This is a genomic window from Allobosea sp. OAE752 (genome assembly GCF_050433265.1).
GTDB lineage: Bacteria > Pseudomonadota > Alphaproteobacteria > Rhizobiales > Beijerinckiaceae > Allobosea > Allobosea spartocytisi.
This window is the reverse complement of sequence record NZ_JBNPXO010000001.1, coordinates 830,362-856,013: the sequence shown is the minus strand read 5'-3', so window position 1 is coordinate 856,013 and position 25,652 is coordinate 830,362. Positions and strand designations below refer to the sequence as shown.

Genomic DNA, 25,652 nt, shown 5'->3' with positions numbered 1-25,652 from the left:
GTTCAAGATTGATTCTACTGGTGAAGCTATCAATCTTCAAGGCCTCAGATGTTGAGGGGAACCGCCATGTCCGATGGCCTTGAAGATGTCGTTGCCGCCCATACCGTGCTCTCGGAAGTCGATGGAGCGGCGGGCCGGCTGGTGATGCGCGGCCACAGCCTCGATGAACTCGCCGGCCATACCTCCTTCGAGGAAATGGCCGCGCTGATGCTTGACGGCTTCGTGCCGGACCTGCCTGCGATGAAGGATCTGCCGGCGGCGCTCGGCGCGGCGCGTCAGGACTTGTTCGAGACGGTCGTTCAGAAGGCAGCCGTCCCAGTGACGCTCGGACCGGTAGAGATGATCCGGGCGATGACGGCGCTGATCCCCGATGGTGAGGACGCCGGCACGGTCCTGCGGCTGCTGGCGGCGCCGGCCGTGTTCACGGCCGCCTCGCTGCGTCTGCGGCAAGGGCTCGCGCCGGTCGCACCCGATCCGGCGCTGTCGCAGGCCGCAGACACACTGCGCATGCTGACCGGCAAGGCGCCGACCAAGCAGCAGGCGGCCGCGCTCGACACCTACCTCGTCACGGTCGCCGATCACGGCCTCAACGCCTCGACCTTCGCCTCCCGCGTCGTCGCCTCGACACGCGCCGGGCTGGTCTCGGCGGTGCTGGCCGGCATCGGGGCGTTGAAGGGGCCGCTCCATGGCGGCGCGCCTGGCCCGGTCATCGAGATGCTCGATGCGATCGGCACGCCCGCCAATGCCCGCACCTGGCTGGAATCCGCGCTCGACCGCGGCGACCGGCTGATGGGCTTCGGCCACCGGATCTACCGCGTCCGCGATCCGCGCGCTGACGCGTTGAAGGGCGCGATCCGCCGGCTCGGCGCCGATAGCGGGCGCCTCGCGCTGGCCGAGGCGGTCGAGCAGGCGGCGCTCGCCATCCTGCGCGAGCGCAAGCCCAACCGCACGCTGGAGACCAATGTCGAGTTCTACACCGCGCTCCTGCTGGAGGCGCTCGGCTTCACGCCGGATTCCTTCACCTGCGTCTTCGCGCTGGGGCGGACGACGGGCTGGCTCGCCCATGCCAAGGAGCAGATCGCCGGAGGCCGTCTGATCCGCCCGCAATCGGTCTATGTCGGCCCGCAGCCGCGCCAGGCGGCGTAGGTTCAGGTAGGGCGCGGGGAACCCTTCTCCCGTGTGGGAGAAGGGCAGGGATGAGGGCCTGCCCTTGCGGATAAAGCCGCAGCGGTGCCGTTGCCTTCCGATAATGAGCGGCGGTCCCTCACCCCTACCCCTCTCCCATCCGGGAGAGGGGATCCCGCGCTTATCTATGATGCGGTCAGCCACACGGCGTAGAGTTCTGCCTCACTGCCGCTCACCTCAAGTTCGACATGCCCCGGCGCGTCGAGGATCGCGCTGTCGCCGGCTGCTAAGCTCATGCCGTTCACCAGCCAGTCGCCCTTGCGGGCGACCAGCACCAGCAGGCCTTCGCTCGCGAGGAGCGAACCTTCACCCGACAAGCGCTCGACCCGGTGCCGCCAGCGGCCGCGCCGGCTCATCACGTTGAGATCGTCGATCGCCCCGTCGACCAGAACGCCATCCACCGCCCGGTCGGCGGCGAAAAAGAACGGCGCCGTCGCGCGGTCGAGCGAAACCGTCTCGCCGTCGCCGAAGGCCAGCCGGATGCCGTTGCCGGTCAGCACCGAGAGCGTCCGGTCGATACCGGGAAAGGACGAGAACGGACCATCTGCGCCCACATGCGCCATCGATATCCGCCAGTCGAAATCACCGAGCGAGGCGCCTTCAGGCGCGACCGCGATTTCGGTCGTGGTCCCGCCGCCGTTCTTCCACGGCATGACCTTGCAATTGGTGGCGCGGATGATGCGCATGAGGTGATCCTTGACAGGTGAGCGCGTCGCAACCGCCGTCATTGCGAGGAGCGAAGCGACGAAGCAATCCAGGGGGACGTAGAGCGCTGCCGCCCTTGGATTGCTTCGCTGCGCTCGCAATGACGGGTGGGCTCAGCCCAGGATACCCGGCAGATTGAGCCCCTTCTCGCGGGCGCAGTCCAGCGCGATGTCGTAGCCGGCATCGGCATGGCGCATCACGCCGGTGGCCGGGTCGTTCCAGAGCACGCGCGAGAGGCGGGCGGCCGCGTCGTCGGTGCCATCCGCGCAGATCACCACGCCCGCATGCTGCGAGAAGCCCATGCCAACGCCGCCGCCATGGTGCAGCGAGACCCAGGTCGCGCCGGACGCCGTGTTGAGCAGGGCGTTGAGCAGCGGCCAGTCGGAAACCGCGTCCGAGCCGTCCTTCATCGCCTCGGTCTCGCGGTTCGGCGAGGCGACCGAGCCGGAATCGAGATGGTCGCGGCCGATCACAACCGGCGCCTTCAGTTCACCGTTCTTGACCATCTCGTTGAAGGCGAGGCCGAGTCGGTGGCGGTCGCCGAGGCCGACCCAGCAGATGCGCGCCGGCACGCCCTGGAACGCGATGCGCTCGCGCGCCATGTCGAGCCAGTTATGCAGGTGCTTGTTGTCGGGCAGCAGCTCCTTCACCTTGGCGTCGGTCTTGTAGATATCTTCCGGATCGCCCGAGAGGGCGGCCCAGCGGAACGGGCCGATGCCACGGCAGAACAGCGGGCGGATATAGGCCGGCACGAAGCCCGGGAAGGCGAAGGCGTTCTCCAGCCCCTCATCCTTGGCGACCTGGCGGATGTTGTTGCCGTAGTCGAAGACGGGCAAGCCCATCTCCTGGAAGGCGATCATCGCCTCGACATGCTCGCGCATCGAGGCGCGCGCCGCTTTCTCGACGGATTTCGGATTGGCTTCGCGCGCCTGCTTCCACTGGCCCATGGTCCAGCCCTTGGGCAGGTAGCCATTGATCGGGTCATGGGCCGAGGTCTGGTCGGTGATCATGTCCGGGCGGATGCCGCGGCGGACCATCTCGGGCAGGATCTCGGCGCAGTTGCCGAGCAGGCCGACCGACTTCGCCTCGCCGTTCTTGGTCCAGCGGGCGATCATCTCCAGCGCCTCGTCGAGCGTCTCGGCCTTCTCGTCGAGATAGCGGGTGCGCAGGCGGAAATCGATCGAGTCCGGGTTGCACTCGACGGCAAGGCAGGAGGCGCCGGCCATCACCGCGGCGAGCGGCTGCGCGCCGCCCATGCCGCCGAGGCCGCCGGTCAGCACCCATTTGCCCTTGAGGTTGCCGCCATAGTGCTGGCGACCGGCCTCGACGAAGGTCTCGTAGGTGCCCTGCACGATGCCCTGTGTGCCGATATAGATCCAGGAGCCGGCCGTCATCTGGCCGTACATCGCGAGCCCCTTCTTATCGAGCTCGTTGAAATGGTCCCAGTTCGCCCAGTGTGGCACGAGGTTGGAATTGGCGATCAGCACGCGCGGCGCGTCCTTATGCGTGCGGAACACGCCGACCGGCTTGCCGGACTGGACGAGCAGGGTCTCGTCGGCTTCGAGCTGGCGCAGCGCCGCGACGATGCGGTCGAAATCCTCCCAGGAGCGGGCGGCCCGGCCGATGCCGCCATAGACGACCAGCTCATGCGGATTCTCGGCGACGTCCGGGTCGAGATTGTTCATCAACATGCGCAAAGGCGACTCGGTCAGCCAGCTCTTGGCGGTGAGCTCGGTGCCGGTCGCGGCGCGGATGGTGCGGGTGTTGTCGAGGCGGGTCATGAGCGGCTCCGTTCGAGGGCAGCGGCCGCGCCGAGGGCGGCTTCGATGATGGCGAACAAGGCAATCTGCAGGCTCGCGGCCTTCGTCGCGTCGAAGGCCCAGGGCGCGGCTTCCTCGGTGAGATAGGCCGAGAGCGCGATCTCCATCTGCAGCGCATGGACGCCCGCGAAGGGGCGTCCGTAATGGCGGGTGATCCAGCCGCCCTTGAAGCGGCCGTTGAGGATTTGCGTGAAGGGCTGGCCGGCCATGGCGGCGACGGCCGCCCGCTCGACACCGGGTGCGCAGCTTTCGCCGGAATTCGTGCCGAGATTCAGCGTCGGCAGTGTGCCTTCGAACAGGCGCGGGATCTCCGATTTGATCGAGTGGCAGTCCCAGAGCACGCAATAGCCGTGCTCGGCCTTCACCCGCGCGATCTCGGCAGCCAGCGCCTGATGATAGGGCTGGAAATAGGCCACCTTGCGCCGCTCGATCTCGTTCGCATCCGGCGCATTCTGCCAGATCGGCGCGCCGTCGAAGGTCGTGCTCGGCACGAGCTCGGTCGTCGCCTGACCCGGATAGAGCGAGACGCCGGCCGGGTCGCGGTTGAGGTCGATGACGAAGCGCGAGAGCTGCGCCTCGACGATGGTGGGCTGGAAGGGCGCGGCGAAGCCGTAGAGCCGGCGCATATGCCAGTCGGTATCCTCGACCAGCCGGCCGCGCGGGTTCAGCGCCTCCGCGATTTCCGGCGGCAGGGCGGTCCCGGGATGCGGCATCGAGAGGATGAGCGGGGAGGAACCCCGCGTGACGGTGACGATGTTGGTGGTCACGCCTCGAACTCCGCAAAGCTGTCGAGGCCGGCGGCCTTGCCGATGGCGCCTGAGAGCACGAGCTCGGTCGCTGCCGCGAGATCGGGGGCGAGGTAACGGTCCTCGGTCAGCGGCGCGATCTTGTCGCGGAGCAGGGCGAGCACCGGTTCCAGCCGCGCGCTGGTCTTGAGCGGGCGATGATGCTCGATCGCTTCCGCCGCCGCCATCAATTCGACGCCGATGATGCTGGCGGCGTTGCGGGCCATGTCGAGCAGGCGGAAGGCACCATGCGTCGCCATCGAGACATGGTCCTCCTGGTTGGCGGAGGTGGGGATGGTGTCGACCGAAGCGGGGTAGGCCTTCTGCTTGTTCTCGGAGGCAAGCGCCGCGGCCGTCACCTGCGCGATCATGAAACCGGAGTTCAAGCCGGCATCGCGGGCGAGGAAGGGCGGCAGCCCGCTCATGACGGGGTCGACCAGCAGCGCCATGCGCCGCTCGGAGAGGTTGCCGATCTCGCAGACGCCCATCGCCAGCATGTCGGCGGCGAAGGCGACGGGCTCGGCGTGGAAATTGCCGCCCGAGACGATCTCGCCCGGCCCCAGCACCAGCGGGTTGTCGGTGACGGCATTGGCCTCGATGCCGAGCGTCGCCGCGACGCTGCCGAGCAGGCCGTGCACCGCGCCCATGACCTGCGGCTGGCAGCGCAGCGAATACGGGTCCTGCACCTTGCTGTCGCCATGGCGATGGCTCTCGCGGATCGCGCTGCCGGCGATCAGCTCGAGCAGGATTCTGGCGACGCGGATCTGGCCGGGCTGCCCGCGCAGGGTCTGGATGCGCGGGTCGAAGGGCGTGTCGGAGCCCTTCAGCGCATCGACCGAGAGCGCGCCGGCGACGAGCGCGGCGTCGAAGACGCGGGCGATGGCCGCAAGGCCGGTCATGGCGAGCGTGGTCGAGACCTGCGTGCCGTTGATCAGCGCGAGGCCCTCCTTGGCGCCGAGCGCGAGCGGGGCCTGGCCGATGCGCTTCAGCGCCTCGGCCGCCGGCAGGGTCTCGCCCTTCAGGCGGATCTCGCCGAAGCCCATCAGGGCCGCGGTCATATGGGCGAGCGGGGCGAGGTCGCCTGAGGCGCCGACCGAACCCTTGGCCGGGATGACGGGCATGGCGTCGGCCTTGAGCGCGCCGGTCAGCGCCGCGATCACCACCGGCCGCACGCCGGAGGCGCCGCGTGCCAGGCTTGCCGCCTTCATCGCCAGCAGCAACCGCACCACGCCGTCGGGCAGGGCAGGGCCGGTGCCGACCGCATGGGAGAGGATCAGGTTGCTCTGCAGCTTGGCGAGGTCGGCATCGGCGATGCGCACGCTGGCGAGCTTGCCGAAGCCGGTGTTGACGCCATAGGTCACCGTGCCGGCGGCGACGATCTCCTCGACGATCTTCTGCCCCGACGCGATGGAGCTGGCGCTGTCGCCGGCGAGGCCGGCCGTGGCGCCGTCGAGGACGGCGCGCCAGTCGGTGAGGCGGGCTGCGCCCGGGTTCAGCGAAACCGTGGTCATTGTCCGTTCCAGATGCGGGTGTGAAGCGGGTTGAAGCCGATGCGATAGGCGAGCTCGGCCGGGCGTTCGATGTCCCAGATCGCGAGATCGCAGCGTTTGCCGGCTTCGAGCGTGCCGATTTCGTCCTGAAGTCCGAGCGCGGTCGCGGCATTTCGGGTGAGGCCGGCCAGCGCCTCCTCCGGCGTCATCCGGAAGAGCGTGCAGGCCATGTTGAGCACGAGCAAAGGCGAGGTCAGCGGCGAAGAGCCGGGATTGGCATCGGTCGCGAGCGCGATTGCCGCGCCATGCTTGCGCATCAGCTCGATCGGCGGCTTCTGCGTCTCGCGCAGGAAATAGAAGGCGCCGGGCAGCACGACCGCGACCGTGCCGGCCTTGGCCATGGCGATCACGCCGTCCTCGTCGAGATATTCGAGATGGTCGGCGGAGAGCGCACCCATCTCGGCGGCGAGCTTGGCGCCATGCAGGTTGGACAACTGCTCGGCATGCACCTTGATCGCGAGGCCCTTGGCCTTGGCGGCCTCGAACACGGTCCTGGTCTCTTCCGGCGAGAAGGCGATGCCCTCGCAGAAGGCGTCGACGGCGTCGGCCAGCCCTTCCGCCGCGACGGCATCGAGCATGGGACCTGCGACGAGCGCGGCATAGTCGCCCGAGCGGCCCTTATATTCCGGCGGCACGGCATGCGCCCCGAGGAAGGTGGTGCGCACGGTGACCGGCCGCTCGCGGCCGATCCGGCGCGCGACGCGTAACTGCTTCAGCTCCGCCTGCTGCTCCAGCCCGTAGCCGGACTTGATCTCGACGGTGGTGACGCCCTCGGCCATCAGCGAGGCGAGGCGCTTATCGGCAGAGGCGAGGAGCGTGTCCTCGCTCGCCTCGCGCGTCGCCTTGACGGTGGAGAGGATGCCGCCGCCGGCCCGCGCGATCTCCTCATAGGTCGCGCCTTGCAGGCGAAGCTCGAATTCATGCGCCCGGTCGCCGCCGTAGACGAGGTGGGTGTGGCAATCGATCAGGCCCGGCGTGATCCAGCGGCCCGCGCAATCGATGGTCTCAATGGCCTGGAAGGCGGGAGCTTCTCTGCGCGAACCTGCGTAGACGATGCGCCCGTCGCGGGCCGCGATCACGCCATCCTCGATGGCGCCGTAGGGTGTGCCGACCTTGAGCGACATCGTCGCCAGCCGCACATTCGTCCAGAGCTTGTCGCAAGCCAGCGTTTCGCCCGGCGCCTTCGCCACGTCGCGTCCTCCCGCTATCCTTTGGCTGCGAGTATGCTATCTAATTGCATATGCAAATGGCAAGTGTGTAATTGCATATGCAAATGACCGATGGAGCGAAGCGGTGACCGAGACCCTGCATCTGGCCGAGGCTCTTTTGCCTGAAGGCTTTGCCAGCCAAGTGAAATTGACACTGGAGCAGGGCGTGATCACGGCTGTCGAGGCCGGGGCGCCGCCGGAGCCGGGCGGCCGGAATTTCCGCGGCATCGCGCTGCCGGGCATGCCGAACCTGCACAGCCACGCCTTCCAGCGCGGCATGGCCGGACTGTCCGAGCGGCGCGGCGCGCCGGAGGATTCCTTCTGGACCTGGCGCGAGGTGATGTATCGCTTCCTCGACCGGCTCGACCCCGAGGATGTGCAGGCCATCGCGGCGCAGGCCTTCGTCGAGATGCTGGAGGGCGGCTTCACCGCGCTCGCGGAATTCCACTACCTGCACCACGACAAGGACGGCCGCCCCTATGCGAATATCGCGGCGATGGGGCAGGCGATTGCCTCAGCCGCGGCGGAAACCGGCCTCGGCCTGACCCTGCTGCCGGTGCTCTATCGCTTCGGCAATTTCGGGCAGGCGCCCGCGGTCCATGGCCAGCGCCGCTTCGTCAATGACCGCGACGCCTATCAGCGCCTGCTGGAAGGCAGTGCCGTGGCGATCCGCGACCTGCCGGACGCGCGGCTCGGCGTCGCCCCGCATTCGCTGCGCGCGGTCGCGCTCGACGATCTCGGCTGGGTGTCGTCGCTGCGCCCGAACGATCCCGTCCATATCCATGTCGCCGAGCAGGTGCCCGAGGTCGAGGCCAGCTTGAAGATCACCGGCAGGCGCCCGGTCGAATTGCTGACGGACACGGTCCCGCTCGACCAGCGCTGGTGCCTGGTCCATGCGACGCATCTGAGCGATGCCGAGCGTGACGGCATTGCCTTGAGCGGCGCGGTGGCCGGCCTGTGCCCGATCACCGAATCCAGCCTCGGCGACGGCATTTTCGACGGCATCCGCTACGCGCAGGCCGGTGGCGCCTATGGCGTCGGCAGCGATTCCAACATCCAGATCGATGCCGGCTCCGAATTGCGCCAGCTCGAATATTCGCAGCGCCTGCGCGATCGCCGCCGTGCGCTGTTCGCGGAGGAGGAGGCTTCGACGGGCCTGGCGCTCTGGCAGGCGGCCTGCGCCGGAGGGGCTCAGGCCTGCGGCCGGGCCATCGGGCGGATCGCGCCCGGACACCGCGCCGATTTCATCACGCTCGACACCGATCATCCGGCGCTTGTCGGCCGGGCAGGCGCGGAGGCGGTCGACAGCGCGATCTTCGCGGCCAACGCACTGCCTTTGCGCGATGTCGTCGTCGGTGGCAGGAGTGTCGTCGCCGAGGGGCGGCACATCGCCCGCGATTCGGTGCGCGTGCGCTTTGCCGGCGTGATGCGGCGCCTGCTCGCAGCCGCATAGGGGACAGGATGACGGAAACCCGGCTCGATGCGGTGAAGCTGGACGGCACCGGGCCGGTCTACGATCAGATCCGGCGCGCGATCCGCGATCTGGTGGTCAGTGGCGAATGGCCGCCGGGCACCGGCGTGCCGCCGGAGCACGCCCTGATGGAACAGCTCGGCGCCTCGCGGATGACGGTGCACCGCGCGCTCGTGCAACTCGCCCGCGAGGGTTTGATCATCCGCCGGCGCCGCTCGGGCACCGTCGTCGCGAGCCCGCCCGCCAGCCACGCCATGCTCGACATCCTCTCGATCCCGGAGGAGGTGGAGCAGCTTGGACAGGCCTATGCCCATGACGTTCTTTCGCGCAGCGATGGCCGGCCCGCCCCCGAAGTCGCCGAGCGTTTCGGCTTGAAGCGCTCGGACAAGGTCACCCATCTCGTGGTGCTGCATCGTGCCGGCGGCAAGCCGCATGTGCTGGAGGAGCGCGTCATCCACGCGGCTTCCGTGGCGGGGCTGGCGGAGGAGGATTTCGGGCAGACGCCGCCGGGCGACTGGCTGCTCAAGCACAGCCTCTGGTCGCAGGCCGAGCATGCGATCAGCGCCGTTGGCGCGCAGGGCGACGAGGCCGTCCTGCTCGAGATCGCGGTCGGCGAGCCCTGCCTGCTCGTCGAGCGCCGGACCTGGAACCAGGACCGGCCGGTGACGGCGGTACGCCTGCTCTATCCCGGTCCAAGGCACCGCTTCATCGGGCGTTTCGGCCCCTATGGCCAGGTTTAGGACGCGTTGAATTCGCTGCGGCCTTGTCGGTGCCATCGGTCATAAAAAAGGCCCGCCATGACCGGCGGGCCTTGTCTCATGAGACGGGTATCCGTCCCGGGATGGACCGAAATCAGCAGTCGTAGACCACGCGCCGGCCCCACTCGTCACGGCCGTAGCAGCGTTGCGGAGTCGCGGCGCCGCCGATGATGGCGCCGCTCGCGCCGCCGATCGCCGCGCCCGCCAGAGCACCGCCCGCACGACCTGTCGCCGCGCCGCCGATGATGGCGCCGGCCCCGGCGCCGATCAGCGCGCCCGTGCCGGCATTCTGCTCACGGGGCGTGCAGGCGCCCGCTCCAATGGCCGCGCCCATTGCGACGATCAGTATCAGCTTTTTCATTCGAGTCCCTCCTCTCGAGTCCCATTGTCGAGTTCGCTTGTCGCTCGCAGCCCCAACGGCCCGGCATCGAAAATGTTCCGGCGCTGGTGGCATCGACCGGGAGACGGCACGAGAAAGGCGCGCAAAATAAGACCGTTTCAGGAACGCCCCCGTGCCCGCGAGCCGGCCGCCCAAGGCGATCGCGGAGAGCCCGGAATCGGCGGAACCTTCATCCCGGAGACGAGTTGACCCAACGAGCTTGAGAGCCGTGCCCCGCTTCAATGCAGGCGGTGCGGCCTAACCGGATGGAGTGAACAATGACCATGACCCATGTTTCTGCCAGCTCGAATCCGCTGATCGCCGGAGCCCGCGTCGCCGGGACGGATGTCTACAACACGTCGGGCGATCATCTGGGCGAGATCTACGACATCATGCTGGACAAGCAGACCGGCAAGGTCGCCTACGCCATCATGTCGTTCGGCGGCTTTCTGGGGCTCGGCGAGAAGTACCACCCCATCCCGTGGAGCGTTCTCGACTACGACCCCCAGCGTGGCGGCTATGTCGTGCCTCTGACCAAGGAAAAGCTCGAGGCCGCCCCGATGTATGACAGCGAGGGCGAGCCCGACTGGGAGGACAAGGCTTACGGCAAGCGTGTCCATGATTACTACGGCACGATGCCCTACTGGATGATGTAGAGGCAGCCCAGGCGCAGGTCGCGGCGGTTGCTATCCCCCCAGCCGAACCGCCGTGGCGGCGGGATGCGGGCCGAAAGGCCCGCATCTTCCTTTTTTGGGACCGTATTTTTCCGGCCGGGCCGGAACCAGGCACCCCCGCTCCGCGTCTGATCAGAGAGGGTTCAGTCAGCAGAGCCGCAGCGGTGCATGGCCCGCAACAGGCCGCCCTTCAATCGGGAGAGCGATATGCAGATCCGTTACGGGTATCGGATAGAACTTGTCTGCGAGCACGACATGCCACTGATGACGCTGCTCGATGTCCATCCTTCCCGCCGCCATGACCTGATGCGACCCGATGAGATGCGGGCGACGGCCTTGCGCGATCCGTCCGTCGAGATCGCTGTCAGCCAGCATCGGGACGCCTTCGGAAACATCTGCCGGCGGCTGGTTGCGCCGGCTGGTGGCATCCGGCTCGAGTCGGAGGGCGTCATCCATGATTCCGGCGAGCCCGACCGTCAGAGTCCCTCGGTGCAGGAGACGCCGCCGGCGCGGCTGCCGGACGAGGCTCTCGTCTATCTGCTGGGCAGCCGCTACTGCGAGACCGACAGGCTCTGCGATCAGGCCTGGCGCCTGTTCGGCCAGGTTCCTCCAGGCTGGGCCCGGGTGCAGGCGATCACCGATTTCGTCCACAACCACCTGACCTTCGGCTACGATTTCGCGCGCAGCACCCGTACCGCTGCCGAGGCTTTCGAGGAGCGGGTCGGGGTTTGCCGCGACTTCGCCCATCTGGCGGTCGCCCTGTGCCGCTGCATGAACATCCCAGCCCGCTACTGCAACGGCTATCTCGGCGATATCGGCGTGCCGGCGAATCCGGCGCCGATGGATTTCAACGCCTGGTTCGAGGTCTTCCTCGGCGGTCGCTGGCACACTTTCGACGCCCGTCACAATGAGCCGCGCATCGGCCGCATCGTGATCGCGCGCGGCCGGGACGCGACGGATGTGGCGATGATCAGTTCCTTCGGCACGCATACGGTGCAGCGCTTCGAGGTCGTCACCGAGGAAATCGAAGAACTGCCCATGCCGCTCGCGCCGGCGATGCCGCCGCAGTTCGATGCCCGCCCTGCCGCGGCCTGAGGCATCGCTCCCGTCCGAGGCGCCTTGCGAACGGCTCCGGGCGCCCCATCTCGACCGGGCGATGCGTCATACGGTGATTGTCAACGCCCGCGCGGGCACCGTCCTCGAAGTCGGAGCCCACGCTTTTTCCGAGCGGCTGACAGCCGCCTTCGCGGCGCATGGCTCGACCGCCGAGGTCAAGCTCGTCGCGCCGCGCGAATTGGACGACGCCCTGGCGCTCGCGGTCCAAACCAGCGACGCCGTCCCGGTCATCGCCGGGGGCGACGGCACGATCAACCGCGTCCTGCCGGTCCTGATCCAGGCGGCCTGCCCCGTCGGCATCCTGCCGATGGGGACGGTCAATGTGCTGGGGCGCGATCTCGGATTGCTGGGCCCGCTGGAGCAGCAGGTCGCGGCGCTGTGCGAGGGCGAGCCGGTCGAGATGGATGTCGGCCGGGTCAATGACAGGCTGTTTCATTCGATCTCCGGCCTGGGCTTCTTCAGCCTGATGGCGCGCGAGCGCGAATATGCGCGCCGGCGCTTTCCCTTCAGCCGCGTCGCTGCCTTCGGCGTCGCGGCGACGCGCTCGATCCTGTTCACCCGTCCAATCTCGGTCGATATCCGCATCGGCAGCGAGCATCTCGTCGTCGATGCGGATGCGGTGCTGGTCACCGTCAATCGCTTCGACGGCGCGGAATGGCGCCGCGAGCGGCTCGACGCCGGCATCTTCGAGGTCCATGTGCTGAATGCCGGCGGCCTCTATTCCCGCAGCAAGGCGGCGCTCTCGGTCGTCTCCGGTCGTTGGCGCTCCTCACGGAACCTCACCTCCTTCACCGGGGACGAGGTGGTGCTGCGGCGGCGCGACAAGCGCCGTGGCCACGTCACCTTCGACGGCGAGGTCGAGCGCCGGTCCGGCTCCCTGACATACCGCTTGCTGCCGCGGGCCTTTCGCGTCATTGCCGCTCGCTCCTCGAGAGCCTTGTCGAGCGAGGCGGGCAACCGGCTTGCGTGAAGGCAATGCGACGAGGCAACGGTCCTGAGTTTATGAGAATCGACGCCCCGATGTCCCGCCCCGTACCCGGCCAGATTCCTTCTCCGCTACGTCCGCGGCTGGTCGTTCCCGTCCTCGCCGGCCTGGTCTTCGTCGCGCTGGCCGGCTTCATCGCGTCTGGCCACAGCTTCGCTTTCGACCGGAGCCTGATCCTGCTGTTTCGCGAGCAGGGCAATCCAGCCCAGCCGCTCGGCCCGGCCTGGTTCCAGGAGGCGGTGCGGGACATGACGGCGTTCGGCAGCTTCGTCGGGCTCTTCTTCATCACGACGGCTGCGGCGCTGGCGCTGTGGCTCTGCGGTTATCGCCGCCTCGCGGCCGGGCTGGTCCTGAGCGTGTTGACGGCACTCCTGGTCAGCAACGGCCTGAAGATCGCGATCGGCCGGGAGAGACCGGACATCGTCGCCCACACCGCGCTGACCTTCACGGCGAGCTTCCCCAGCGGCCACGCCTTCCTCTCGGCCGCGACGATGCTGAGCATCGCCGGTTGTGTCGGCATCGCCTCGCGGCGCGATGACATCGCCCTGCTGTGCCTTGTCCTCGCCTGGGTGATGATCCTGCTGATCGGCCTCAGCCGCATCTATCTCGGAGTCCACTGGCCGACCGACGTGCTCGGCGGCTGGTCCCTTGGCGTCGTCTGGTCGAGCGTCGCCACGGCCTGGATCGGCCGCTGGGCGGCGGCCTCCGGTCCGGGCTGACCATCGCCGGCGGGATCGTCCGGAAGCTCCGTTCAGCGCATGTCGATGGTGGCGTTGACGCCGAGATCGGGTGTCCGGCCCAGGATCTTGGCGGTCGCGAGCTTGAAGGCCACCAGCACGCCGCTGGACGGCCCCTCCCAGATCTCGGCCGAGACCGGCGTCAGCGCCAGCAGCGTGGCGTCCGGATCGTCCGGGCCGTTCGGGAACCAGGCGCTCGCCATCGGTGTCCAAACCTCCCGCAGGAGATCACGGCTCGGCAACTCGGAGGCCGAGCAGGCGATGGCCGCGTAGAAGTTGCGATCCTCATGGCTGATCGCGATCGAGACCGAAGGCGATCGCAGCGCCTCGCCGATGATCCCGGTATGGCGATGCGTGATGAACAGCAGGCGGTGATGCTCCCGGTCGAGATGGCCCGACATCGGCCGCGTCCTCAGCCCGTCCTCCGCGATCAGCGACACCATATAGACCGGGTGCGCGTCGAGCGCCGCCCAGATCCGCTCCTGCAATTCCGTGTCCGGCATCGCTCGCTCCTGCACCACGCGACTATCTCATGCCGCGCGGCCGATGGAAACGCCTGGAGGAGGGCGACGTTCCATCGCGAGGGAACCTTTGCGCCGCAATAGGGGTTTGCCCTGCGCCGCGGCCTCCGCCGCCCGTTTCAGGAAAACATATGCCCGCATCGCGCAATCTGCTCGCCATTCTCGTCGTCGTTCTCGTCGCTGCCCTCGCGGTGACCGGCTATTCGCTCTACCAGGAAAAGAAGCGGCCCGAAGGGGTCGAGATCAATCTCGGAAAGAACGGTCTCTCGATCGAGAAGAAGTAGGCAGGCGCGCCGTTTTCGATCGCCTTGCGGCAGGCGGGTGGCAGGCAGTCGCGGGGGCATTGGCCTTCCGGGGGCAAAGGCGCTAACACCGCCCGCGAGGATTCATTGCCCCGGGAGAGATGCAGATGAACGCGCCCTTCAAGAACCTGATCGCCGGCGAATGGGCTGGCGGCGTCAACGCCTCGCGCAACATCAACCCCTCGAACACCAACGACGTCGTCGGCGAGTATGCTCAAGGCTCGGTCGAGGATCTGAACAACGCCGTCGCCGCCGCCAAGGCTGCTTTCCCGGCCTGGAGCCGCACCACGCCGCAGGAGCGCTACGACATCCTGAAGAAGGCCTCCGACGAGATCCTCGCCCGCAAGGACGAGCTCGGCCGGCTGCTCTCGCGGGAGGAGGGCAAGACGCTGGCCGAGGGCATCGGCGAGGCGGGCCGCGCCGGCCAGGTCTTCGCCTTCTTCGCCGGTGAATGCCTGCGCCTCTCCGGCGAGATGGTCCCGTCGGTGCGCCCCGGCGTCGGCGTCGAGATCACCCGCGACCCGCTCGGCATCGTCGGCATGATCACGCCCTGGAACTTCCCGATCGCGATCCCGGCCTGGAAGATCGCGCCTGCGCTCGCCTGGGGCAATTGCGTCGTCATCAAGCCGGCCGATCTGGTGCCGGGCTCGGCCTGGGCGCTGGTCGACATCATCCAGCGCGCCGGCCTGCCCAAGGGCGTGCTCAACCTCGTCATGGGCCGCGGCTCGGTCGTCGGCCAGGCGCTCCTCGAGCACAAGGACGTCACCGCCATCTCCTTCACCGGCTCGGTCGCGACCGGGCGCAAGGTCGCGGCCGCCTGCATCGCGGGCAACCCGATGAAGAAGGTCCAGCTCGAGATGGGTGGCAAGAACCCGCTCGTCGTGCTGGATGACGCCGACCTGAAGGTCGCCGTCGAGGTCGCCGTGAACGGCGCCTTCTTCTCCACCGGCCAGCGCTGCACCGCGTCCTCGCGCCTGATCGTCCAGGCCGGCATCCATGACAGGTTCGTCGAGGCCTGCATCGAGCGGCTGAAGGGGCTCAGTGTCGACGATGCGCTCAAGGCCGGCACCCATATCGGCCCGGTGGTCGACCAGAGCCAGCTCGACCAGAACCTGAAATACATCCAGATCGCCAAGGACGAGGGCGGCAAGCTCGCCTTCGGCGGCGAGCTCTTGAAGCGCGATACCCCCGGCTTCTACCTTCAGCCGGCACTGTTCACCGAGACCACCAACGCCATGCGCATCTCGCGCGAGGAGGTCTTCGGCCCGGTCGCCAACATCGTCCGCGTCAAGGACTATGACGAGGCGCTGGCCGTCGCCAACGACACCGAGTTCGGCCTCTCCTCGGGCATCTGCACGACCTCGTTGAAGTATGCGACGCATTTCAAGCGCAACAGCGAAGCCGGCATGGTGATGGTCAACCTGCCGACCGCGGGCGTCGATTATCACGTGCCGTTCGGCGGCCGGAAGGGCTCCAGCTACGGCCCGCGCGAGCAGGGTGCCTACGCCAAGGAGTTCTACACCACCGTCAAGACGGCCTACACGCTGGCCTGACCGGCTGCATCAGGCAGGAACGATACGGCCCCGTCTTCGGACGGGGCCGTTTTCATATCGGCCTGGGCCCGTGCAGCAGGCGCGACAGCGCCAGCCCGACCAGCCCCGTCGCCAGCGTGACGGCGCCGAGCGTGGCGATCATGGGCGCGAGGCCGAAGGCGGCGAACAGGCTCGGCGCGGCGAGATAGCCGATGAGCGAACCGCCGAACACGGCGCACATCTGCAGGCGGTAGACTTGTGCGATCCGCTGCGGCGGGAAATCGTGCTGGATGATGTGCAGAAGCGCCAGATTTTCGAACGGGCCGTTGACCGCGGCCAACGCCGCGCAGGCCATCAAGGCCGCCGTATTCGGTGCGAAGGGCATCAGCAGCACGCCCAGCCCGAAGGTGAGCTTCGACATCACGAGCCACAGCAGCGGCCGCTTCGGCGTGATCCCGGCGAGGACGAGGTTCGCGGCGAGATTGCCGGCGCCATAGGCGGTCATCATCAGGCTGTAGGCGGTCAGCGGCTCGGCGCTCGTCATGCGCAGATAAAGCGCCATGCCGAGCAGAACGCCCATCGACCAGGTGACGTTGCCGACGAAGTCGGCGATGAGGCCGAAATGCATCAGGCGGTGATGCCGCACGGCACGCGCCCCGCCCATGATCGCGTCGAGCACCGACGACAGGCCGCGGCGCGTCTCGGGTGGCGCGGGCAACGGCGCCCCCTTCAGGGCGGCCCGGACGCCGAGCGCCGAGAGCAGGAACCCGCCGGCCGTGATGGCGAAGAACTGGCCGATCGGCACGAGGCCGTTGACGAGGGCGATCAGGCTGGGGCCGAGGATACGCGCCATGCGCCGCGTCGCGTCGAACAGCCCGTTGACGGCGTGGCGGATCGAGGTGCCGGGCGCCAGGATCGGCAGCGTCGCCTGCAAGGCGGGGTCATAGACTGAGGTGGCGAGCGCGACGGCGCCCGCGGTCACTGCGAGCAGGGGCAGGCTCATGAAGCCGAAGGCGCTCGCCGCTGCCAGCAGCAGGAGAAGCGCCGCCCGGAACAGGCTGACCCCGACCATCGTCGTCGCATGCCGCCAGCGATCGGTGAGGGCTCCGGCGAACAGGCTGCCGAAAAGCAGGGCGCCCGATTGCAACGCCGAGACATAGCCGGCGTCGCGGCCGATCAGCGAGGAGGCGATCCAGATCACCGCCACCATGTAGAATTCCGCACCGGTGGCGGAGAGGAGCTGCGAAGACCAGAGCAGGCCGATGCGCTTGTCGCCCAGCGGTTTCAGGATGAACATGAACGAGCGGACCCCGGCGTGACCGGGGCTCGCTAGCATTCCCTGCCGCGCGACTCCAGTCGCGAGACTTCGGAAACCGCAGGTGATGTGCCGGGTGTCGGATAAGGGCGTCGTCAGAAGCCTTCCAGCACGATCTTGCCCTTCGCGCGGTTGCTCTCGATCAGCGCGTGAGCCCGTTTCAGATTGGCCGCGTTGATCGCGCCGAAATGCTCGCCGAGCGTCGTGCGGATCGTGCCGGCGTCGACGAGACGCGAGACCTCCGCCAGCAGCCTGCCTTGCTCTGCGATATCGGCCGTCTGGAACACAGGGCGGGTGAACATGAACTCCCAATGCAGCGAGAGGCTCTTGCGCTTCAGCAGGGTGACGTCGAGCGTCTTGGGATCATCGATCAGGCCGAGCCGCCCCTGTGGTGCCAGCAGCTCGACGATACCGGCGAGATGGGTGTCGGTATGCGTCGTCGAGAAGACGAAGGCTGGCGCGCCGAGGCCGAGCGCGGCGATTTGCTCCGGCAGCGCCTTGGTGTGGTCGACGACATGATGGGCGCCGAGTTCCCTGGCCCAGGCTTGCGTCTCGGGGCGGGAGGCGGTGGCGATCACCGTGACGTCGGTCAGCCGGCGCGCGAGCTGGATCGCGATCGAGCCGACGCCGCCGGCGCCGCCGACGATCACAAGCGCGTTCGCGGCGCCCGGCACCGCATCGCGGATCTTCAGCCGGTCGAACAGCATCTCCCAGGCGGTGATCGCGGTCAGCGGCAGCGCGGCGGCTTCCGCGAAGCCGAGCGAGGCGGGCTTCGGCCCGGCGATGCGCGCGTCGACGAGGTGGAATTCGGCGTTGCTGCCGGGACGGTTGATCGCGCCGGCATAGAACACGGCATCTCCCGGCTTGAACCCGGTGACCTCGGAGCCGACCGCCTCGACGATCCCCGCCGCGTCCCAGCCGAGCACGGCGCTTTCGCCCGCCGCAGGCTGGCTGCGCATCCGCACCTTGGTATCGACCGGGTTGACCGAGATGGCCTTGACCGCGACGAGCAGGTCGCGCGCCCCGGCGGTCGGCTTCGGCAGGTCGAGGTCGATCAGGCTGTCTTCCGCGGTGATGGGCAGTGACTGGCGGTATCCGACGGCGCGCATGGCGTCTCTCCTGCGTTGCGATGGAGGCCAGATGAGCTTAACCTGCAAATAGCGCAAGAACGCACAAATTCAGCCCATAGTGTCGAAAAGGATACCGTCATGCCGCCGCGTTTCCAGGAGCCTTACTGTTCGCCGGGCTGCCCCGTCGAGGCGGCGCTCGGCTTCATCGGCGGCAAGTGGAAGGGCATCGCGCTCTATCACCTGCTCACGGCCGGCACCTTGCGCTTCAACGAAATCCGCCGCCGCATGCCGGGCGCGACGCAGCGCATGCTGACCAATCAGTTGCGCGAGCTGGAGGCGGACGGGCTGATCGTCCGCGTGGTCTATCCGCAAGTGCCGCCGCGCGTCGAATACAGCCTCTCGGCCAAGGGCCGCACGCTCGAGCCGGTCATCATGGCGCTGAAGGCCTGGGGCGAGGCGCATGCGCGGATGCCGGCGCCGGCTCACCCGTCCGAGGAAGCGGCCTGAGCGCTCTTCAGCCGACCGGGATCACGTCCACCGCGACGCCGATCTTCTGCGAGCCCGGCCCGATCAGCACCCCGTCGAGCGGTGCGACATCGGCATAGTCGCGGCCGATGGCTGTGACGATGTGGTCGTCGGCGACGATCAGGTCGTTGGTCGGGTCCAGCCCCACCCAGCCCGTCTCGGGGCCGCACCAGAGCAGCGCCCAGGCATGGCTGGCATCGGCGCCTTCGAGCCGCTTCTGGCCCGGGGGCGGAATGGTGCGGATATAGCCGCTGACATAGGCCGCGGGCAGTCCGAGCCCCCTCAAGCCCGCGATCATGATATGCGCGAAATCCTGGCAGACGCCGTGGCGCTGGGCGAAAGCCTCCGCCAACGGGGTCGAGACCTCCGTTGCGGCGGGGTCGTAGGTGAAGTCGTGCCGGATCCGTGCCATCAATTCGCTCGCCGCTTCCAGCACCGGCCGTCCCTTGCCGAAGCTCGTACGCGCATAGGCGACGACGGCGCCGACCTCGGGCACCAGCCGGCTGGGATAGATGTGATGCGTCGGCGACGCCGGCGCGAGACTGTCGGAGGCGAGCGCCAGCGCTGCGACCTCCTCCCAGCCGCGCGTCAGCCCGGGATGCGGCGGGGCAGAGCGCTCGACGGAGAGGCGCGCCCGCATCTCGACCTTCAGCTCGCGATGCGGCTTGGTGATCGTCACCGTCGTCATCCGGTTGCCGAAGAAGCAGGCCGCGTCGCTGCGTTCGGCCGGGCGCGGCATGACCGAGAGCTCGCTCTTCTGCACGCTCTGGCCGGAGCCGTCGCGCGGCAGCAGCCGCATGATGCAGCGCGCGAAGGGCACCTGCCGGCTGTAGCCGTAGGTGGTGACGTGGCGGACGTCGTAGATCACGCGATGCCTGTCAGTCGCGACCCTTCGGGGCCGCTGTTCTGGAGGAAGTAGCGGTCGGCGATGGCGCTGGATATCCCCATCAGCAACTGCTCGAACAGCAGGATGCTGGTGCGGTCGAGCCGGCTGGCCTCGGCGGTGCGGCAATCGGCGGCGAGCCGCAGGATGAGCCGGCGCGGCGCCTCCAGCATGCCGTCCTCCGTCAGGGAGGGCAGATCCGCGATCTCGGCCTCGAGCCGCTCGATCTGGAAGGCGACCGAGCGCGGATTGTAGGGATCGAGCATCACCAGATCGAGCACGGGCTGGAGGCTCGCGCCGAGCAGATAGCGCGAGCGGTAGGTGATCTGCGAATCCGTCAGGTCGAGCAAGGCGTCGAGCGAGTCGACCGACGCGTCGTTCTCGGCGAATTGCCGGGCGAAGCGGCAGGTGCCGACGCCGCGTTCCAGCCGCCGGCCGATATCGAGGAAGCGCCAGCCCGCTCCGCGCACCATGTTCTCCTGGCTGAGACCGGAGAAGGCCGCGAGCGTCTTCAGGGCGCGGTCTGCGATCTCATAGGCCTCGCCCTCCGAGGGCTTGCGCCCTTCCTTCGGCGTGAGCTGGCTCTGCAGATCGCCGAACAGCCGCCAGGCATCGACCGAGAGCCGCTCGCGGATCACGGAGGCGGTGCGCCGGGCCTCGCGCACCGAGGCCGCGGCGGAGCCGTAATCGTCGAGGCTGTAGAGCGCCGAATAAGCTTGCGTCGCCGGGCTCTGGCTGCGGCCGCGCTGGGCCGAGCCCCAGGCCACGAGCAGATCACCCAGCCGGCGCACGGTCCCGCTGCGTCCCGGAGCGGGATCGGAATCGATCAGCCGGCCGAGCAGTGCGCGCACGAGGCGCAAGGTCGCCTCGCAGCGCTCCAGGTAACGTCCGAGCCAGAACAGATTGTCCGCCGCGCGGCTCGGCAAGGTGCCGGTGATGCGGCGGATGGCGATGCGGTCCGGCGTCGGCAGCAGCGTGAGAGGCTCGACCGGTGCATCGGCCGTCACCCAGACATCGCTGGAGCGCACGCCGTTGCGCAGGCTGACGGCGCGCGCATCCGGCTCATCCGAGATCCGGCAGAAGCCGCCGGGCATCACCTTCCAGCCGTCCGGGGTCGCGGCGGCGAAGACGCGCAGCGTCATCGGGTGCGGTTCGAGCCGGCCGTTCTGGAACACCGGCATGGTCGAGAGCCGGACGATCTCCTGCCCGACATAATCCATGCCGCGTGCGGCGATGCGGGCGCGCAGCGCCTCGCGCTCCGCTGCCGGCAGATCGCCTGCGAGCACGGGGCCGATGTCGAGCCCGCCGCCGGCGCTGCGGAAGGCCGGCGCGATGCTCATCTCGTCGAGGCGGTCGAGCACGGCCTCGCGCTCGCGCCGCTGGCCGCACCACCAGGTCGCGATATTGGGCAGGATCAGCTCCTCGCCGAGGAGCTGGCGCGCCACCGCCGGCAGGAAGCCCATCAGCGCGCGCGCCTCGACGACGCCCGAGCCGAGGCCGTTGGCGATATGGACATTGCCCTCCCGCACCGCCTCGACGAGGCCGGCGACGCCGAGCGCCGATTGCGCGTTGAGCTCGAGCGGATCGGCGAAGTCGCCGTCGATGCGCCGCCAGATCACATCGGCGCGCTTTAAGCCCGCGATGGTGCGCACATGCACGCGCCCTTCCCGCATCAGGAGGTCGCCGCCCTCCACCAGGAGGAAGCCGAGATAGCGCGCGAGATAGGCCTGTTCGAAATAGCTCTCGTTGAGCGGGCCTGGCGTCAGCAGGCAGATGCGCGGCTCGATCCGCTTCGAGCGCGCGACCAGCCCGGCGCGGAAGCTCTGGAAGAAAGCCGCCAGCCGCTCGATGTTCATGCTGCGGAACATGTCCGGAAAGGCGCGCGTCAGCGCCAGCCGGTTTTCCAGCGCATAGCCCGTGCCCGAAGGGGCCTGGGCGCGATCCTGCAGCACCCACCAGCGCCCGTCCGGGCCCCGGCCGAGATCGGCGGCGTAGAGCTGCAGCGTGCCGCCGCCCGGGGCGCCGTGCAGGGGGCGCAGATAATCGGGGCTGCCGCTGACCACCGCGGCCGGGAGCAGATCCTTCGCGACGATCTCGCCCGGCCCGTAGATGTCGTCGAGCAGGGTCGAGAGCAGTTGCGCCCGCTGCGCCACGCCGGCGGCGATCGTCTGCCATTCCGCGCCGGGGATGACGAGCGGCACATGGCTCAGCGGCCAGGGGCGCTCGCCCGCGCTCGGGTCGCGTTCGTCGATGTCGCCATGGACGCGATAGGAGACGCCGGTGTCGTGGACATGCCGGTCGGCCAGGCCGAAGCGTTGCAGCAGCTCGTCCTGCGACAGCGCGCACCATTCCTGCAGGAAGGGCTCCCAATGCGGCCGGACGGCGCCCTCGGCGTCGACGAACTCGTCACGGGCGCCGGGCAGGGGGCGATAGCCGGCAAGCAGCGCCGCGCGCCGCTCCGCCTTGGTGCGTCCAGACCGGATGCGGCCCTGCACTGCCAAAAGCTCTAGACCCCTGCCGGCGCGCCATTCGCTCGGCCGGACTCAGCCGAACGACGAGAAACCGCGCAAATCAAAGCGGGCGCCTCAGATCCAGCGTGAGCGGAAATTCGGCGCTGCGTTCCTCCGGCGGAATCGCCAGAGTGCCGGGACTATGACCGATCGCCTCGAAACGCGCGAGCCGTCTTGCCTCCGCCTCGTAGGAATTCACAGGCGGTGTCTCGTAATTGCGACCGCCGGGATGGGCGACATGGTAGACGCAGCCCCCGAGCGAGCGCCCGACCCAGGTGTCGACGATGTCGAAGGTCAGCGGCGCATTCACGGGAAGCGCCGGATGCAGGCCGGAGGCCGGCTGCCACGCCTTGAACCGCACCGCCGCGATCGCCTCGCCGGAGGTTCCCGTCTCCGTCATCGGCAGGCGCCTTCCATTGCAGGTGACGAGATGCCGCCCGGGCACGAAGCCCTTCGCCTTGACCTGCAGCCGCTCGACCGACGAGTCGACATAGCGCACCGTGCCGCCGGCCGCGCCCTCCTCGCCGAGCACATGCCAGGGCTCGAGCGCCTGCCGGATCTCGATCTCGACGCCGCCATGCTCGACCTTGCCGAAGAAGGGAAAGCGGAACTCGGCCTGCGCCTCGAACCAGACGGGATCGAAGGGATAGCCGGCGCGGTCGAGATCGGCGAGCACATCGCGAAAATCCTGCCAGACCAGCTCCGGCAGCATGAAGCGGTCATGCAGCGCGGTGCCCCAGCGCACCAGCTTGCCGCCTTGCGGCTCGCGCCAGAACCAGGCGATCAGGGCCCTCAGCAGCAGTTGCTGTGCCAGCGACATCCGCGAATCCGGCGGCATCTCGAAGCCGCGGAACTCCAGCAGCCCCAGGCGGCCGGTCGGCCCGTCCGGCGAATAGAGCTTGTCGATGCAGATCTCGGTGCGGTGCGTGTTGCCGGAGACGTCGACCAGAAGGTTGCGGAACAAGCGGTCGACCAGCCAGAGCGGGATCGGCGCCTCGCCGGGCTTCGGCACCTGCGCCATGGCGATCTCCAGCTCGTAGAGCTGGTCCTGCCGGGCTTCGTCGATGCGCGGGGCCTGGCTGGTCGGGCCGATGAACAGACCGGAGAACAGATAGGAGAGGGACGGATGCCGGTTCCAGTAGAGCACGATGCTCTTGAGCAGGTCCGGCCGGCGCAGGAAGGGTGAATCGGCCGGCGTCACGCCGCCGAGCACGACATGGTTGCCGCCGCCGGTTCCGGTATGGCGCCCGTCGACCATGAACTTCTCGGCGCAGAGCCGCGACAGCCGCGCCTCCTCATAGACGCCCTGCGTGATCGCCACCGCCTCGCGCCAGTCCGTCGCCGGATGGATGTTGACCTCGATCACGCCGGGATCGGGCGTGACCTTGATGACGTCGAGGCGCGGATCGGAGGGCGGGGCATAGCCCTCGATATGGACAGGCAGGCCGGTTTCCTCGGCCGTGGCCTCCACCGAGGCGACGAGGTCGAGATAATCTTCCAGCCGCTCGACCGGCGGCAGGAAGACGCAGAGCACATTGTCGCGGATCTCGAGGCTGAGCGCGGTGCGGACATGCTCGCCGCCAATCTCCTGCTCGGTACGCTGCTGGGCCGTGCTCGTGCCGCCTGGATCGGCAGAAACCGCCATTTGCGGGGGAGGTGCGCCGAAGCTGGTCGGAGCCGCCGGCGATGGCGGCGTTCCGGCGCCGGGCGCCGGAGCGGCCTGCGAGCTGCCGGCCGGCGGCAGCGGACCGCGCGGCTCCATCGGGTCCTGCGGATGGATATGCGGATATTCGGCCTTGGGGATGTCGGGCAGGGAGCCGAGCGGCAGCCGGTAGCCGACCGGCGAATCGCCGGGCACGAGGAAGAGCTTGCCGCGCCGCAGCCGCCATTTCTCCGAGCGCCAGCGCCGGTCATTCGCCGCCGCCTGCCAGCGCTGAACCGGGATGACGAAGCCGCGGGGATGGCCGAGGCCTAGCTGGAAAACCTGCGCCATCCGCGCCCGCTCCTCCGGGTCGGCGAGGCGGGAATCGAGCGGGTCGACATTGTCGGGAAGCTGCGCCTCCTTGAGCAGCCAGTGGCCGGTATCCTCATAGGCGGGGAGGACGTAATCGGCTCCGAGGCCGAGCTTTTCGGACAATCCGCGCGCCAGCGACTCCGCGTCCTGGATCGTCGCGCCCGCCTCCAGCTCGCGATCGCCGCCGGTCTTTGCGCCGGGCTCGCGGGCGATCAACGCGGCATTGCGCCAGATCGGCTCGCCGTCCCGGCGCCAGTAGAGCGCGAAGGCCCAGCGCGGCAGGCTCTCGCCCGGATACCATTTGCCCTGTCCGTAATGCAGCATCCCGCCCGGCGCGAAGCGTTCGCGCAAGCGGCGGATCAAGACATCGGCGCGCTCGCGCTTGGTCGGCCCGACCGCCGCGATGTTCCATTCCGCCCCGGTCTGGTCGTCGATCGAGACGAAGGTCGGCTCGCCGCCCATGGTGAGCCGCACATCCTGCGCCTTGAGATCGGCCTCGACGGTCTCGCCGAGGGCATCGAGCGCCTGCCAGGATTCGTCGGAGAAGGGCAGGGTGATGCGCGGCACTTCGTGCACCCGCGCCACGCTCATCTGGAAGTCGAAGGTGGTCTCGGCATAGCTCGCCACGCCGGAGACCGGCGCGGCCGAGCGGTAATGCGCGGTCGCCGCCAGCGGCAGATGGCCCTCGCCGGTGAGCAGGCCCGAGGTCGGGTCGAGCCCGATCCAGCCCGCGCCGGGAATATAGACCTCGGCCCAGGCATGCAGGTCGGTGAAGTCCTTGTCGGTGCCGCGCGGCCCTTCCAGCGGGTCGATATCGGCCTTCATCTGGATCAGGTAGCCGGAGACGAAGCGCGCCGCGAGGCCGAGATGCCGCAATGCCTGGACCAAGAGCCAGCTCGTGTCGCGGCAGGAGCCGGAGCCGATCGACAGCGTATGCTCGGGCTCCTGCACGCCCGGCTCCATGCGGATGCCGTAGGTGATCATCCCCTGCAGCCGCGCATTGAGATCGACGACGAAATTGACGGTGTTGGTAGGTTCCCTCGGCAGCGCGGCAAGGAAGGCTTCCAGAAGCGGTCCGGCCGGCTCCGTCGCCAGATAGGGCGCGAGCTCGTCGCGCAGCTCCGGCGCATAGGAGAAGGGGAAGGTCTCGGCCTCGGTCTCGACGAAGAAATCGAAGGGATTGATCACCGAAAGCTCGGTGACGACGTCGACCTCGATGCGGAATTCGCTGACCGGCTCCGGAAAGACGAAGCGCGCAAGCCAGTTGCCGGCCGGGTCCTGCTGCCAGTTCACGAAATGCTGCGCCGGCGTCACCTTGAGCGAATAGCTCTTGATCGCCGCCCGGCAATGCGGCGCCGGTCTCAGCCGGATGATCTGCGGCCCGAGCGTGACCGGGCGATCATAGCTGTAATGGGTGACGTGATTCAGCGCGGCGATGATGGCCAAGGCTCGGCACCTGCTAGTCGTCCGCGGACAGACCGCCGCAGATTCAGGTTAACGGCGCTTGTCCCCAGCGCAAAGCGCCATCCTGCCCGTGGAAACGGCAGGGCGGCGAGCGGTTGCCCAAGGCTTGGGCTGTTGCAGGCCGGCGGCATGGCATGGCCGCT

Annotated in this window: 22 protein-coding genes; 10 read left to right on the top strand and 12 right to left on the bottom strand. The window is 68.5% G+C overall.

All coding sequences use genetic code 11. From position 1 onward, the window contains the following. Window positions 1-66: 66 nt before the first annotated feature. The gene (locus tag GGC47_RS03980; RefSeq protein ID WP_142020037.1) at window positions 67-1,146 is read left to right on the top strand and encodes a citrate synthase/methylcitrate synthase; all 1,080 of its coding nucleotides are present in this window, start codon (window positions 67-69) and stop codon (window positions 1,144-1,146) included. A 164-nt stretch (window positions 1,147-1,310) separates the two neighbouring features. Here the strand turns inward: GGC47_RS03980 and GGC47_RS03975 are convergent, their stop codons facing one another. The 5 genes from GGC47_RS03975 to hutI all read right to left on the bottom strand — a co-directional run bounded on the left by GGC47_RS03975 (window position 1,311) and on the right by hutI (window position 7,211). Continuing rightward, window positions 1,311-1,871: a HutD/Ves family protein gene (locus tag GGC47_RS03975; RefSeq protein ID WP_142020039.1), complete on the bottom strand. Its 561-nt coding sequence runs from the start codon at window positions 1,869-1,871 to the stop codon at window positions 1,311-1,313. 132 nt (window positions 1,872-2,003) lie between these two features. Next, complete coding sequence (hutU, locus tag GGC47_RS03970; protein ID WP_142020041.1) at window positions 2,004-3,671, bottom strand: urocanate hydratase; 1,668 nt, start codon at window positions 3,669-3,671, stop codon at window positions 2,004-2,006. Then, a complete protein-coding gene (gene hutG, locus GGC47_RS03965; RefSeq protein ID WP_210245550.1) occupies window positions 3,668-4,477 on the bottom strand; it encodes an N-formylglutamate deformylase in 810 nt (269 codons plus the stop codon). The genes hutU and hutG overlap by 4 nt, the downstream gene beginning before the upstream one ends. After that, on the bottom strand, window positions 4,474-6,006 hold the full coding sequence (gene hutH, locus GGC47_RS03960; protein ID WP_112762983.1) for a histidine ammonia-lyase: 1,533 nt from the start codon (window positions 6,004-6,006) through the stop codon (window positions 4,474-4,476). Before hutH ends, hutG begins: the two co-directional genes overlap by 4 nt. Then, window positions 6,003-7,211 carry an imidazolonepropionase gene (hutI, locus tag GGC47_RS03955; RefSeq protein ID WP_142020536.1) on the bottom strand — a complete coding sequence of 403 codons (1,209 nt, stop codon included), beginning with the start codon at window positions 7,209-7,211 and terminating at the stop codon, window positions 6,003-6,005. The genes hutH and hutI overlap by 4 nt, the downstream gene beginning before the upstream one ends. A 127-nt stretch (window positions 7,212-7,338) precedes the next feature. On the opposite strand from hutI, the gene GGC47_RS03950 reads away from it, so the two are divergent. Further along, entirely contained in the window at window positions 7,339-8,706 is a 1,368-nt protein-coding gene (locus GGC47_RS03950) for a formimidoylglutamate deiminase (RefSeq protein ID WP_142020045.1), read from the top strand. A gap of 8 nt (window positions 8,707-8,714) precedes the next feature. Further along, on the top strand, window positions 8,715-9,464 hold the full coding sequence (locus tag GGC47_RS03945; RefSeq protein ID WP_142020047.1) for a UTRA domain-containing protein: 750 nt from the start codon (window positions 8,715-8,717) through the stop codon (window positions 9,462-9,464). Window positions 9,465-9,576: 112 nt separating this feature from the next. Here GGC47_RS03945 and GGC47_RS03940 read toward each other — a convergent pair whose 3' ends face one another. Then, window positions 9,577-9,843 (bottom strand): glycine zipper domain-containing protein, encoded by a 267-nt coding sequence (locus tag GGC47_RS03940; protein ID WP_038360784.1) that lies wholly within the window; start codon window positions 9,841-9,843, stop codon window positions 9,577-9,579. A gap of 296 nt (window positions 9,844-10,139) precedes the next feature. Here GGC47_RS03940 and GGC47_RS03935 point away from each other — a divergent pair, with 296 nt between their 5' ends. From GGC47_RS03935 to GGC47_RS03920, 4 genes are all read left to right on the top strand, one after another. Beyond that, on the top strand, window positions 10,140-10,517 hold the full coding sequence (locus GGC47_RS03935; protein WP_081925263.1) for a PRC-barrel domain-containing protein: 378 nt from the start codon (window positions 10,140-10,142) through the stop codon (window positions 10,515-10,517). A 225-nt stretch (window positions 10,518-10,742) separates the two neighbouring features. Then, window positions 10,743-11,630 carry a transglutaminase-like domain-containing protein gene (locus tag GGC47_RS03930; RefSeq protein WP_051987836.1) on the top strand — a complete coding sequence of 296 codons (888 nt, stop codon included), beginning with the start codon at window positions 10,743-10,745 and terminating at the stop codon, window positions 11,628-11,630. A 61-nt stretch (window positions 11,631-11,691) separates the two neighbouring features. Then, window positions 11,692-12,621 (top strand): diacylglycerol/lipid kinase family protein, encoded by a 930-nt coding sequence (locus tag GGC47_RS03925; RefSeq protein WP_162737907.1) that lies wholly within the window; start codon window positions 11,692-11,694, stop codon window positions 12,619-12,621. Between the two features lie 50 nt (window positions 12,622-12,671). Beyond that, complete coding sequence (locus GGC47_RS03920; RefSeq protein WP_429066949.1) at window positions 12,672-13,355, top strand: phosphatase PAP2 family protein; 684 nt, start codon at window positions 12,672-12,674, stop codon at window positions 13,353-13,355. Between the two features lie 32 nt (window positions 13,356-13,387). On the opposite strand, the gene GGC47_RS03915 is transcribed toward GGC47_RS03920, so the two are convergent. Beyond that, the gene (locus GGC47_RS03915; protein ID WP_038360790.1) at window positions 13,388-13,876 is read right to left on the bottom strand and encodes a pyridoxamine 5'-phosphate oxidase family protein; all 489 of its coding nucleotides are present in this window, start codon (window positions 13,874-13,876) and stop codon (window positions 13,388-13,390) included. 149 nt (window positions 13,877-14,025) lie between these two features. Here GGC47_RS03915 and GGC47_RS03910 point away from each other — a divergent pair, with 149 nt between their 5' ends. Further along, window positions 14,026-14,178, top strand: a complete 153-nt coding sequence (locus GGC47_RS03910; RefSeq protein ID WP_166652960.1) for a hypothetical protein — start codon at window positions 14,026-14,028, stop codon at window positions 14,176-14,178. Window positions 14,179-14,303: 125 nt separating this feature from the next. After that, the gene (locus tag GGC47_RS03905) at window positions 14,304-15,749 is read left to right on the top strand and encodes an aldehyde dehydrogenase family protein (RefSeq protein WP_429066947.1); all 1,446 of its coding nucleotides are present in this window, start codon (window positions 14,304-14,306) and stop codon (window positions 15,747-15,749) included. A gap of 52 nt (window positions 15,750-15,801) precedes the next feature. On the opposite strand, the gene GGC47_RS03900 is transcribed toward GGC47_RS03905, so the two are convergent. Together GGC47_RS03900 and GGC47_RS03895 are read right to left on the bottom strand one after the other, a co-directional pair. After that, entirely contained in the window at window positions 15,802-17,025 is a 1,224-nt protein-coding gene (locus GGC47_RS03900; RefSeq protein ID WP_113254152.1) for an MFS transporter, read from the bottom strand. Window positions 17,026-17,138: 113 nt separating this feature from the next. Further along, window positions 17,139-18,152, bottom strand: coding sequence for a zinc-binding alcohol dehydrogenase family protein (locus tag GGC47_RS03895; protein ID WP_142020054.1), 1,014 nt, complete (start codon window positions 18,150-18,152; stop codon window positions 17,139-17,141). A 99-nt stretch (window positions 18,153-18,251) separates the two neighbouring features. On the opposite strand from GGC47_RS03895, the gene GGC47_RS03890 reads away from it, so the two are divergent. Beyond that, window positions 18,252-18,620 (top strand): winged helix-turn-helix transcriptional regulator, encoded by a 369-nt coding sequence (locus GGC47_RS03890; RefSeq protein ID WP_038360799.1) that lies wholly within the window; start codon window positions 18,252-18,254, stop codon window positions 18,618-18,620. Window positions 18,621-18,627: 7 nt separating this feature from the next. Here the strand turns inward: GGC47_RS03890 and GGC47_RS03885 are convergent, their stop codons facing one another. From GGC47_RS03885 to GGC47_RS03875, 3 genes are all read right to left on the bottom strand, one after another. After that, the gene (locus tag GGC47_RS03885; RefSeq protein WP_038360801.1) at window positions 18,628-19,506 is read right to left on the bottom strand and encodes a transglutaminase family protein; all 879 of its coding nucleotides are present in this window, start codon (window positions 19,504-19,506) and stop codon (window positions 18,628-18,630) included. Then, complete coding sequence (locus tag GGC47_RS03880; RefSeq protein ID WP_185747773.1) at window positions 19,503-22,016, bottom strand: circularly permuted type 2 ATP-grasp protein; 2,514 nt, start codon at window positions 22,014-22,016, stop codon at window positions 19,503-19,505. The genes GGC47_RS03885 and GGC47_RS03880 overlap by 4 nt, the downstream gene beginning before the upstream one ends. Window positions 22,017-22,092: 76 nt before the next feature. Next, the gene (locus GGC47_RS03875; RefSeq protein WP_142020056.1) at window positions 22,093-25,491 is read right to left on the bottom strand and encodes a transglutaminase family protein; all 3,399 of its coding nucleotides are present in this window, start codon (window positions 25,489-25,491) and stop codon (window positions 22,093-22,095) included. Window positions 25,492-25,652 lie beyond the last annotated feature (161 nt).